The sequence below is a fragment of the Palaeococcus sp. (in: euryarchaeotes) genome (assembly GCF_053987695.1).
In genome coordinates, this window is sequence record NZ_JBMXHE010000059.1 from 1 (window position 1) to 11772 (window position 11772).

The window sequence follows — 11772 nt, forward strand, 5'->3', positions numbered from 1 at the left end:
AGAAAGCTGTAAGGGAGGTTCTTTGACCTCCAAATTTTTAAAAAGATGGAAGTGAGGATTGTGGAAAAACCTATATTTACGGACGTGCTTCAGGTTGCTGTTGTTGTGAAAAATTTGGATGAGACTGTTAGGAAGTACGCGGATGAATATGGAATAGGTCCGTGGTCGTGGGAAGACTGAAGTTGAATGCATTAAAGATAGGAGGTGTATGTATGGGTGAGCTTAAGGCTGCTTTCATGTTTTTGGCCCCTGAGGCAGATCCGAAGAAGCATAGGGCAGTAGTTAAAACTCCGATTGTAGAGCTTCATGTGGTTGGAGTTAAAGACTATAAAGAAGCCTGCATGGTAGCGAAAGAGCTTGTTGAGGAAGGAATCGCGGCAATCGAGCTCTGTGGAGGATTTGGAAACCAAGGTGTGGCAAAAATTGTCGAAGCCATTGAAGGAAAAGTCCCCGTTGGTGTTGTTAGGTTTGACATTCATCCGGGGCTGGAGAACAAAAGCGGGGATAGTATATTCGGGTGATGCGGGTGGAAGAATGGACTTTTTATATAACTGGAAAATCCCTCTCGGATACCAAACTTCTGGCAAAGGTTAGAAACTTCGAGATGATAGTCGACGAACCCGCAGAGATCGGAGGGACCGATGAAGGCCCCAATCCTGTGGAGTATATACTAGTGGCACTTGCAGGATGCCTGAATGTGACTATTAAAGGTATTGCAAGTGAGAAAGGGATAAACATTCGGTCATTGGAATTTGCCTTGGAGGGGAGACTTAATCCCGAGAAGTTTCAAGGGATTTCAAAGAAAGAGAGGGCAGGATACAAGGAAATAAAAGCCACAGTCTACATTGAGTCAGATACTACAAAAGAGAAGCTCGAGGAACTTCTCAAAGAAGTTGAGGAGAGGTGTCCTGTTACTGACAATTTAAAGAACCCAACTCCAGTGAAAATTGAAATCAAACCTAAATGACTCTTTCTTTTATTTTTATCCATCCAATAAGCCCTTCTAAAATACAAACTGAAAGAAGGTGAGGAAATGGGAGTGGAGGAAATACCTAAGGAAACCCTGCTGGAGATGTATAAAAAAATGCACAAGATTAGAACATACGAGGAGACACTTGCGAAGTGGTACTATGAAGGGAAAACACCCCTATTTGACATTTCCGCCGGCCCTATACCTGGAGAGCTCCATCTATCCCCGGGACAGGAGTCTGCAGCCGTTGGAATGTGCATCCATTTGAAGGATGAGGATGCCGTTATAGGAACCCACAGGGCACACCATTTTGCAATAGCAAAGGGCGTGGATTTGAAAAGGATGACCGCTGAGATCTTTGGAAAAGCCACAGGGCTTTCAGGAGGAAAGGGAGGACATATGCATCTATTTGATGCGAGCAAAAACTTCAGCTGCAGCGGCATAGTTGGTGCGAGCTTTCCACAGGCAGTGGGAGTTGGCATTGCGGCTAAGTTAAAAGGAGAGAATTACGTTGCAGTCGCCGTTGGTGGAGATGGAGCCGCAAATCAGGGAACTTTCCATGAGGCACTAAATTTAGCGGCATTGTGGAAGCTGCCCGTGATATTCCTAATAGAGGACAATGGATGGGCAATTTCTGTTCCAAAGGATAAATCAACGGCGGTTGCAAAGAACAGTGAGAGAGCAAAAGCCTATGGAATTCCCGGAGTCAGTGTAGATGGAGCCGATGTTATAGCCGTTTATGAGGTCGCAAAGGAAGCTGTTGAGAGAGCTAGAAGAGGGGAAGGGCCAAGCTTGATTGAGGTAAGAGTTTACAGACTCAGAGGACACTTCGAGGGAGACCCCCAGGCATACAGACCGAAAGAGGATTTTGAGCTTGCAAAAGAGAAAGATCCGCTCCTCAATTTTGAAAAACTCCTCTTAGAGAAGGGAATCACGACGGAAGAGGAGCTAAACAGGATCAAAGAGGAAAATGAGAAAGAAGTTCAGGAAATAATTGATTTCGCCGTGAAAAGCCCCTATCCCGAGCCTGAAGAAGCCCTAAAGGGCGTTTTTGCGGGAGGTGAATGAGATGACAAGGAAACTTCCAATGTATAAAGCCATATCCGAGGCGATAGCACAGGAGATGGAGCGTGACGAGGGCATCTTTGTAATGGGAGAAGATATCGGAGTATATGGAGGAATCTTTGGTGCCACGAACGGCCTTCTGGAGAAGTTCGGCCCTGAGAGGATTAGGGACACACCCATAAGCGAATCCGCATTCATAGGGGCGGCACTTGGAGCGGCATCCAAAGGAATGAGACCGATTGTTGAGCTTATGTTCGTGGACTTTTTTGGAGTTGCCATGGATCAAATCTATAACCACATAGCCAAGGCACATTACATGTCAGGGGGCCAAGTGAAGATGCCCGTAGTCATAATGACGGCAATAGGAGGTGGCTACAGCGATGCAGCACAGCACTCACAGTGCCTATATGGATTGTTTGCTCACGTCCCAGGCTTGAAGATAGTGATTCCATCAAACTCCTATGACGCAAAGGGATTGATGATTTCAGCAATCCGGGATGATAATCCGGTAATGTACTTCTTCCACAAAGGACTCATGGGACTTGGGTGGATGCCCTCACCGGATGAGGCAACCGTTGAAGTCCCCGAAGAACCCTACACTATACCGATAGGAGAAGCTAAAGTTGTGAAGGAGGGTAGTGACATCACGATTGCTACCATCTCAAGAATGGTTTACGAAGCTCTCTGGGCTGCTGAAGAGCTTGAAAAAGAGGGAATAAGTGCCGAAATTATTGATCTGAGAACGCTCGTTCCCCTTGATAAGGAGACCCTCATAGGCTCCGTTAAAAAGACAGGACGCTTGTTGGTAGTGGATGAGGACTATATGAGCTATGGAATGAGCGGTGAGATAATATCCACAGTCGTTGAGAGGATTGGAAATGAGCTTAAAGCTCTACCAAGAAGGATAGCATATCCTGACGTCCCCGTGCCCTACAGCAGAGCCCTTGAGAAGTATGTGCTCCCAGATAAGGAAAAAATCATGGAAACAGTTAAAGAAATGATCTGAGGGAGTTTAATGGAATTGGAGGTAAAAGTTCCAAGAACAACGAAAGAGGAGAAGAAAGGAGTCCTGCTCCACTGGTACAAGAATGATGGAGATTTTGTAAAGGAGGGTGAAGAAATAGCAGAGATCATGATAGAAAAGGTTACACTTCACATAAAGGCACCCGCGAAGGGAAAGCTCAGAATACTGGTAAAAGAGAATGAAGAAGTCTCTCAGGAACAGGTGATAGCGTTAATAGAGGCGTGATTTCTTTCTTTTTCTATTTCAATGCAATTAGAGAATGCCTCCACCTTGTTCCAACTCTAAATTTTATGTCCTTAACTGAATATCCAAGCTTTTCTGCATGCTTGCTTATTGCTTGAAGGAGTGCCTCCTTATCCGGGAGAAAGAGAGCAACCCTGCCTCCGGATTTTAAATAGTCCAGAGCCTCGGTTAAGAGCCGGTTTGAAAAACTCTCACCGTATTTTCCGCCTCCGACGCCTTCCCTCTCAGTTAGAACCCCCTTCGTCGGTCTCTCATAATAGGGCGGAGCCGAAAAAATAACGTCGAACCTTTCACCTTCGGGAACAACGTTTTTGATTATTCCTCCGTTGCTCTTGACTAAATTCACCTTGGCGTTATTTCGTTTTATATTAGCTTTTGCATACTCAAAAAATTCATTATCGAGCTCCGTTGCCGTTACCCTGCAGCTGAAAAGCTTCTCGGCCATAAGTGCCATCATTGCCGTGTGTCCAGTTCCTATCTCCAAAACCTTCTCACCCTCCCTTAGAAAGGTCTTCAAAAAGATGTACCTCGATATTGGTGGAGTTACAAGCCCACGGGGATTGTATTCAATATCGAGTCCAAAAAGGGCTCTGGCTACAGCCCTGTTGTAGAGGATCCTTGCCTCTCTATTCGAGAAGTCGAGCTTCCCGCGTTCGTCGAGATACTTTCCAAGCTCCGGGAAAATTTTAACCGCTTCACCAATGGGCAGTCCGAGCTTTCCATCCTTCCATGCGGGCATGAGGTGATTTAAGAGAGGAGGGGTTTAAAAGTGCTTCCTTGGAAGTTTATCCCCTCGGATCCACAAGCCTGCCCATGAAGAGTATAGCTCCACTCTCCCTGTCATAGATAAGGAATATGAAGGGATGATCCGCTTTGAAGACCTTCACCTCCTCTCCGATAGGGGCTAAAGCGGTTATGGTGAGGGCAGTTGCCGCTGCCGCCTCTGTACCATTTTCTGCCACTGAGATGAATGTCTTGTGGATTACTTGGCTTATTGCCAAAGAACCATCGGATATTCCGGTGAAATCAGCGCTGTTGCTGAAGGCTTCCCTCATTCCCATTTTCATAAGGGTATCCTTGAGTTTATAGCTCGTTTCAAATTTGAACTTCGGCAGTGTAACTTTCACTCTCTCGGCTTTCATGCTCCTGAGAAGCCTTTGGATGAACTCAGGGTTTATCCTCTTCTCCACTTTTCCAATAGATCCTTTCTCCGGCAGGATTATCAACATGCTTAGCCTTCCACCCTCGTAGGCCATCTCAAGAGCCTTGAGATCATCACCCTCAAAGTAGCCGAAGCGTCCCGTTTGATGCATCATTGGCACAACCACTGCTCCATTTGGGGCGTAAAAAGTTCCATTTCTTGTGCTGGCAGGACTAAAGCGGCTCGACCAGTTGGCCTTGAAGTAAATGGCGTTGGCTATGACGAGCCTCGTCAGCGGATCAATGCTGGAGACAAGGTTCTTTATCCTTCCGTGGGTCTTTTCCTCCGCCCACCGGTTTATCTGAAGTGCAGCTCCCTCCGGATTTTTCTGGAAGTCGACTTCTTTAACTTCGCTAAGGTAGTACTTTTTCACGACTTCAATATAGGTTTCCTTTATAGGGAAGTCCTTCTGCACCCAGAGAGCGTTGGCGGTGCTAAGGATATAAGCGTCGCTTGCGGGGTTGTTGAGGCGTAAAATCAGCATTCTAAACCCTTCTCTCCTCTCTAAATCGTCCTTAGGAAGATGCAGCACTTTGGCCATCTCCTCCGCTGTCCTGCCCTTTGCCCCTTCATAGGCTATTGAGAGAGCCGTTAGAATACTGTAAGGGGAAAAGAATACGTTTCCCTCCCTAGAGGAGAACTCCCCATATAACTCGGATGCAAAGAGATTGTTAATGGTCGCCATTTCCTCGAGCTCGTTGAGGGTATCGCTGCTCGTAGGATAAACCGGTGTTGTATGGGAGGTGTTATTGACGGTGCTGGAAGTAGCAGATGTCCCTGTATTGAGGCATCCCCCTGCCAGCACTGTGCCTGTGATGAGGACTATTAACACCAATGCCGCCAACCCGGGCGTCCTCATTATCGTCACCATGGAATATTCAACGCTACAGGTATAAATGCTTGTTTACAGCTTCAAATGATTTTGAAGCATTGGGAGAGCAGGCCTTGAACATGTAGACCAGAAAAAGTTATATATGCATGATTGGATATTACATTATGGATTAAAATGGAGGAAGTATCTGCTCCAAACATCCGAATTTTAAATCTCAGATTACCATGCGGCAAGCTGATTGATAACATAAGTTATGAGATGCTGGAAAAATTTGATAGATGCTATGGTGGGATTCCCATAGACGAGTGGATATGCAACTTCTGTCCATACTCCTCACGTGTGGTTATCGATTATGATCTAACCATTGCGGTGTGCCAAGCGTATAGAAAATATAAAATCAAAGGATGGCAAGGGTGGCCATGATTTTTGCGTCTTCCACGATGTTTTCTATCTTCGCATACTCATTCGGCTGGTGAGCCATTTCATCGAGGGTCGCCCATACAACTGCGGGGATTCCAAGTGCCCTGAAATGGGCAGCGAATGTTCCACCTCCAATACCCCCCACGTGGGCTTCCTTTCCCCTGAGTTCTTTTATGGCTTTTTGAAGGAGTTTTACGATTTCACTGTCCTTTGATGTGGGTTCTGGAGCATCCAAACGCTGGATTACTTCAATCTTAATTTTTGCACCCTCATAATTCGCCTCGATTTTCTTTGCCAGCCCCTCAGCATCCTTCAAAACGTCATCGAGCTTGTAAACGGGCAAAACCCTGCAATCAAAAACAAGTTCATGCTCGCCGGGAGCAATGTTCGGCGAATCCGCCGGATTCTTAACCATAGTGGGTTCGAAAGTGCTCTCTGGCGGGTCAAACAACTCATCCACAGCATTATACTTCTCGTGGAGGAGTTTATCAAGATGGTAAGCGTAATCGAGGGCAACCCTGTGAGCGTTCAAGCCCTTATCGGGCATGCTCGCGTGAACCTGCTTGCCCCTGACTTTAATCCTCATCCAGAGTATGCTCTTCTCCGCTACTTCAATGAACGAACCATCCTCATTCCCACCATCCGGCACGAGAACAAGGTCATTCTTTTGGAATAATTCTGGATGTTCTTTTATTAACCATTCTAAACCATACTTGCTGCCTGTTTCTTCGTCACTAACAAAAGCCAGAATAATCGTGCGCTTGGGCCTTACGCCGAGATTCATCAAGGCCTTAACCGCATACAGTGAGGAAACAAGGCTTTGAGTATTATCCTCACTCCCGCGCCCGTAAATTTTACCATCCTTAACGACGGGTTTGAAAGGCTCAGTAACCGTCCAGCCCTCGCCGGGCGGGACAACATCCAAATGCGTTAAAATCCACAATCTTGGTGAATCCTCGCCCTGTTCGCCGTAATAATACGCGAGAATGTTTGGTCTGACACCATTCTTAGCCCTCTCATCAGGAGCATCATAACGCTCAACCTTATCAAAAGGCCAGTCTTTTATGATTTCCAAGAGTTTCATCGCCTTATCAAACTCGCCCTCATAACCGTACTCAGGGCTTATGGCAGGTATCTTAATTAACTCAACCAGTGTTTTCACCATTTCGTCCTCAAGACGCTCCACCTCTTTAGAAACAGCCTCGATATCCATCTCCATCACCATCCTAAAATGATCCTTCTAATTTAAGCTATTTTTGGTTCAAGAATAAAAAGGAAAGGATCATTCAATTTCCCTTACTCCCGTCAGATAGAGCCATACCAGGATTCCAGCTAGGAGGATAACTCCGAGAATGTTGCTCGAGAAACCTATACTTGGAGCTTTGTTTGCAACTATCAGGCCGGCGAACACTATACCCATCAAAGCTTCACCGGCTATTAAACCCGCTGCTCCAAGGACACCCGCATCTGTGGGCTTCTCCTCGACCTTGGCACCCCTAGCTCTTCCCACGAGCCACCTGAAAATACCACCCACGAATATCGGAACACCGAGGCTCAATGGGAGGTATATTCCGACGGCAACGGGCATTACAGGCGTTCTGAACTTTGAACCTTTCATGGCAAGTATCTCATCGAGCACTATCAGAGCTATGGCAATTCCAGCACCTATATAAACCATGGTCCACTCCAATGTACCGGTAAAGACACCCTCTGTAACTTTAGCCATTAAAAATGCCTGAGGAGCAGCTAATGCGTTCTCTTTAGCCGTTGGAGTTCCAGCAATACCATAAGCCTTAATCAAAAGGTTAAGAACAGGTGCCATAACAAGTGCGGCAAAGAATGTGCCTATAATCTCAAAGACCTGCTGCCTCTTTGGAGTTGCACCCACTATGTAACCCGTGGCTAAATCCTGCATTGTATCTCCTGCTATGGCTGCACCCGTACATATAACCGCCGCGACTAAAATTGTGGCAACCATACCCTCAGTTCCACTTAATCCAAGCCCCTTAAGTACCAGAGCCGTGAAGAGGAGGCTCATTATGGTGATACCTGAAACAGGGTTGTTTGATGAACCTACGACACCGGCTAAGTATCCAGCTATTGCACTTCCAAAGAATCCCACTATGAGCATTATTACCGCCATAAGGGCGGCAATTCCTATGGAACCAATTACATGAGCATATAGTAGAAATAGAGGTATTATGAATGCTGCAATCAACAGTAGAACGCTGTTCATTGGCATGTCTTCTTCAGTTCTTAAAAGTGTTCCTCCGTTCTGCCTGTGCTTTGTAGCTTCCAGACCAGCCTTTATACCCCTCGAAATCGGGCCCCTGAGTTTTATTAGGCTCCATAAACCACCGACGACCATAGCTCCAACGCCCATGTACCTGATCTTTGTGCTCCATGTTACCCAAGCCAAATCCAAGAGGCTCAATCCATGTGGATTTCCCGTCTTTGCCACATAAAGTGGGATTGCTATGAACCAGGCTATTGCACCGCCGAGGAAGACCAAAAATGCTATGTTGAGCCCAACAATATATCCCACACTCACAAGGGCTGCTGAGAGATCGCTTCCTATATAAAATATTCTTGAACCGACCATTTTGGCTGTTTCAACTGTCCCTGCCCACAGCCCAGAGCTTCCAAGGAATTTATAGAGACCTCCAAAGATACCACCGTAGAATATTGGCTTTGCATGTGAACCTCCTTTATCTCCGGCAATGAGAACTTCGGCACATGCTGTACCCTCGGGGTAGGGTAGTTTCTCCTCGGCTATGAATGCCCTCCTCAGTACTATCGTGAAGAGAACTCCAAGCGAACCGCCCAATGCTGCTATTATGGTGATCAGCCAGTAGGGGAACTCCGTGTATTCACCAAGCACAATCAGAGCTGGAAAAGTGAATATAACACCTGCTGCAAGGGACTCACCTGCTGAAGCTGCCGTTTGAACCATGTTATTCTCCAGTATATTCCTGTCCTTGAACGCCATTAGAATTGCCATTGATATGACCGCTGCGGGAATGCTCGCACTTACGGTCATACCCGCATACATTCCAAGATATGCATTTGCTGCACCCATTATTATTGCCAGTACAACACCCAGAATAAAAGCCTTTACAGTATATTCGGGTAGAGACTTTTCAGGTGGAATATAAGGTTTTAACTCCATCTAATTTCACCCCACAGTGTTGTTTGCATTATCAAAAAATCTTTCACAACTATAAAACACTTTTGGTTATTCATTGAGGAGGTATATTAAACAATAATGCATTAGTTTACACAAAATATAACAAAAAATTACATCATTATACTAAGATATACATGCAGACCCAGATAAAAACATGAAATATACCTCATAAATTTTGTTGAACAGGAGTGTACGTTATACATTTTGTTCGGGTAGCCAAATACCTTATATACCCGCCCGTAAGATACATGAACATCTGCAAAAAGAAAGGGAGGGAGAATTGTGGAAATAGTATTCCTTGGAAGCGGCGGCGGTAGATTCATAACTATAACACAATTTCGCTCAACAGGGGGCTTTTTTATAAGCGCTGATAAAAGAATACATGTTGACCCCGGCCCCGGAGCATTGATAAGGTCATGGCGCTATAAACTGGATCCCAGAAAGCTCGACGCCATATTCATTTCACACAGGCACGTTGATCACTGCAATGATACCGAAGTTATGGTAGAAGGGATGACTATAGGGGTTACAAAAAAGAGAGGAATTCTAATAGCATCAAAAAGTGTTATAGAAGGAGATGAAACACATACTCCTGCTATTTCAAAGTATCATCTCAATTCCCTAGAAAAAGTCTATAGAGCAGTTCCGGGGGACGAAATATTCCTTGGTGAGGACAAAATGACCATAACCCCAACCATCCACTCAGATCCCACGACCATAGGTTTTCGTCTGGAAGCCAAGGAAGGTATTATCTCTTATATACCCGATACGGAATACTTCGATGAGATGCGAGAGATATACAGCGGCTCTAGGATCATTATAGCTTCAGTAACGAGACCGAAGGACATGAAAATACCATATCACATGACGACAGAAGACGCCGTTTACCTGCTCAAGAAGATGGAGGAAAAACCTGAACTCTTTGTTATAAGCCATGTGGGGATGAAGATGCACTTCGCAAACCCCTACAAAGAAGCTCAATTTATTCAGAATGTTACAGGAATAAAGACCATCGTGGCAAAGGAGGGGCTCAAATTGAGAATAACAGAGAAGGGCATAAGCTTAAAGACGCTCCGTCCCGCAAGATTTGTATAAATTAAGATAGAGAGGAAACGGTCTTTGAAACAAGACTGTAAGCCAGATCAAAGAGTTCCTCTTTCCTCTTTTCACTTATCCCCTCAACAACGACCCTAATCTTGGGCTCTGTCCCGCTGGGCCTCACAAGAACCCATGAACCATCCTCCAGATTAAGCCGGATTCCTGAAATCGTCAAAACTTCCTCGACCTCATTTTTAAGTGCTTCTTGAAGCCTCTCCTTTACAGTCTCCATGACCTTTGGTTTCAGCTCGTCTGGACATTTGACGTTCTTTTTTACTAGGTAATACCTTGGAATGTCGGCTACTATCTCGGAGAGGGGTTTTCCCTCCTTATCTATGATCTTGAGGAGGAGTCCGATTGTTACAAAGCTGTCAATCCAGAGGCCAAATCTTGGATGGATAAACTTCCATGGCTCACTTGCAAAAATCGCCCCGTACTTCTTGATCCCGTCATGGAGCTGTCCCAAAGGAACCCGGTAAACTTTTCCTCCAGCTTCTTCGACGACCCTGTCTATCCTGAAGGAGGTGTTTATGGAAACCACAATATTCCCTCCCTTATTTTCCTCAGCATAGAGCTTTGCAAAGAGGGCTATGAGGGTATCTTCCTCGATATAGTTTCCTTTCTCATCAAAGACCGCTATCCTATCGGCATCTCCATCCTGGGCAATTGCCAAGTCCATTCCCAGATCCCTGACGAGGTTGCTCAAATATGCTATATTCTCATATCTGGGTTCCGATTTTCTTCCGGGGAAATGACCATCCGTCTGTGCATTCAAGGTAACAACCTTAGCCCCCATCTTGCGGAGGAGATAGGGTGTTATAACACTTCCAGCACCATTCCCCATATCGAGCAAGACCTTGAGCTTGGTTTCATGATCGACATAATCAAGGAGGGCATTTATATAGTCATTTTTGAGTTCTCTGTCAACCACATAACCTATCTCATCCCATTTCGCTTTTTTGTAGCTCCGGGAGAATATTATTTCCTCAAGCTCCCCTTCCTGCTCAAGAAAGAACTCTATCCCCTTCTCGTTGAAAACCTTTATTCCATTATCACTGGGAGGATTGTGGGAAGCCGTTATCATAATTCCGGCATTTCCAAGCTTGTTTGTTGCCCAAGCCAGCATTGGCGTGGGAATCAACCCCAAACGTATCACATCGACTCCCGTACTGAGAAGTCCGCTCACGATAGCATTCTCTAGCATGATGCTTGATGTCCTTGCATCCCTTCCAATGACAACGACTCCACTCTTAACATAGGTTCCCACGGCTTTTCCAACGTTTAAAGCAAGCTCCGGGGTAACTTTTGATTCAATGGGTCCTCTAATACCCGCTGTCCCGAAAAGTCTCACGTTCACCACCATGCTAATCTTGGTGATCTCTTTATATAGCTTTTTGAAATGTTACTCCGTACTGGTGGATAGTCCTAGCGTGCTTAACAATAATGTAGTTTTATTCTCTTTTACGGGCATTATCAAAACGTTCTCTTATCCCTGTCACTCATTCTTGTAAATAGCCAGACCTTTGTAATTCTCGAGCCTCAGTTCACGGGGCATCTCATCGAGGGAGAATGGCAGAATATAGAGGGGAACACCCAATTTTTTTGAGAGGGTCAGAATTGGCTTAATTATCTCAGGTGTGGGTCTGATGGCGTATATTGCTTTAACGCCACGGTAAACCCTCAAGTTGGGCTTGAACACATCATCAACATAAGCCTCCAAACCCAGTTCTCT

At 45.5% G+C, this 11772-nt stretch carries 14 protein-coding genes; 8 read left to right on the forward strand and 6 right to left on the reverse strand.

From position 1 onward, the window contains the following. The first annotated feature begins 45 nt into the window (after positions 1–45). The 6 genes from ACXJGZ_RS05200 to ACXJGZ_RS05225 all read left to right on the forward strand — a co-directional run bounded on the left by ACXJGZ_RS05200 (position 46) and on the right by ACXJGZ_RS05225 (position 3284). Positions 46–180 carry a VOC family protein gene (locus ACXJGZ_RS05200; RefSeq protein WP_456398442.1) on the forward strand — a complete coding sequence of 45 codons (135 nt, stop codon included), beginning with the start codon at positions 46–48 and terminating at the stop codon, positions 178–180. 32 nt (positions 181–212) lie between these two features. Beyond that, entirely contained in the window at positions 213–521 is a 309-nt protein-coding gene (locus ACXJGZ_RS05205; RefSeq protein WP_293256066.1) for a DUF6506 family protein, read from the forward strand. Beyond that, the gene (locus ACXJGZ_RS05210; RefSeq protein WP_456321924.1) at positions 521–967 is read left to right on the forward strand and encodes an OsmC family protein; all 447 of its coding nucleotides are present in this window, start codon (positions 521–523) and stop codon (positions 965–967) included. Before ACXJGZ_RS05205 ends, ACXJGZ_RS05210 begins: the two co-directional genes overlap by 1 nt. A 66-nt stretch (positions 968–1033) precedes the next feature. Further along, positions 1034–2038: a thiamine pyrophosphate-dependent dehydrogenase E1 component subunit alpha gene (locus ACXJGZ_RS05215; protein WP_293256060.1), complete on the forward strand. Its 1005-nt coding sequence runs from the start codon at positions 1034–1036 to the stop codon at positions 2036–2038. Between the two features lies 1 nt (position 2039). After that, positions 2040–3041: an alpha-ketoacid dehydrogenase subunit beta gene (locus ACXJGZ_RS05220; RefSeq protein WP_293256057.1), complete on the forward strand. Its 1002-nt coding sequence runs from the start codon at positions 2040–2042 to the stop codon at positions 3039–3041. A gap of 9 nt (positions 3042–3050) precedes the next feature. Further along, a complete protein-coding gene (locus ACXJGZ_RS05225) occupies positions 3051–3284 on the forward strand; it encodes a biotin/lipoyl-containing protein (RefSeq protein ID WP_456326254.1) in 234 nt (77 codons plus the stop codon). 13 nt (positions 3285–3297) lie between these two features. Here the strand turns inward: ACXJGZ_RS05225 and ACXJGZ_RS05230 are convergent, their stop codons facing one another. Further along, positions 3298–4041, reverse strand: coding sequence for an RlmF-related methyltransferase (locus ACXJGZ_RS05230; protein WP_456398453.1), 744 nt, complete (start codon positions 4039–4041; stop codon positions 3298–3300). A 46-nt stretch (positions 4042–4087) separates the two neighbouring features. Next, positions 4088–5374 carry a serpin family protein gene (locus tag ACXJGZ_RS05235; RefSeq protein WP_456398455.1) on the reverse strand — a complete coding sequence of 429 codons (1287 nt, stop codon included), beginning with the start codon at positions 5372–5374 and terminating at the stop codon, positions 4088–4090. 111 nt (positions 5375–5485) lie between these two features. Here ACXJGZ_RS05235 and ACXJGZ_RS05240 point away from each other — a divergent pair, with 111 nt between their 5' ends. Next, a complete protein-coding gene (locus ACXJGZ_RS05240; protein WP_293256048.1) occupies positions 5486–5758 on the forward strand; it encodes a hypothetical protein in 273 nt (90 codons plus the stop codon). Here ACXJGZ_RS05240 and ACXJGZ_RS05245 read toward each other — a convergent pair. Further along, positions 5733–6968 (reverse strand): M20 family metallo-hydrolase, encoded by a 1236-nt coding sequence (locus ACXJGZ_RS05245; RefSeq protein ID WP_456398460.1) that lies wholly within the window; start codon positions 6966–6968, stop codon positions 5733–5735. The two genes, ACXJGZ_RS05240 and ACXJGZ_RS05245, sit on opposite strands and share 26 nt — an antisense overlap. Positions 6969–7037: 69 nt before the next feature. Continuing rightward, positions 7038–8924, reverse strand: a complete 1887-nt coding sequence (locus ACXJGZ_RS05250; RefSeq protein WP_456321920.1) for an OPT family oligopeptide transporter — start codon at positions 8922–8924, stop codon at positions 7038–7040. A gap of 297 nt (positions 8925–9221) precedes the next feature. On the opposite strand from ACXJGZ_RS05250, the gene ACXJGZ_RS05255 reads away from it, so the two are divergent. After that, positions 9222–10037 carry an MBL fold metallo-hydrolase gene (locus ACXJGZ_RS05255; RefSeq protein WP_293253325.1) on the forward strand — a complete coding sequence of 272 codons (816 nt, stop codon included), beginning with the start codon at positions 9222–9224 and terminating at the stop codon, positions 10035–10037. A 1-nt stretch (position 10038) separates the two neighbouring features. Here ACXJGZ_RS05255 and glmM read toward each other — a convergent pair whose 3' ends face one another. Both glmM and ACXJGZ_RS05265 read right to left on the reverse strand, forming a co-directional pair. Next, positions 10039–11391 carry a phosphoglucosamine mutase gene (glmM, locus tag ACXJGZ_RS05260; protein WP_456398462.1) on the reverse strand — a complete coding sequence of 451 codons (1353 nt, stop codon included), beginning with the start codon at positions 11389–11391 and terminating at the stop codon, positions 10039–10041. A gap of 144 nt (positions 11392–11535) precedes the next feature. Further along, on the reverse strand, positions 11536–11772 hold a 237-nt coding region (locus ACXJGZ_RS05265), incomplete at its 5' end, for a UPF0146 family protein (protein WP_456398458.1).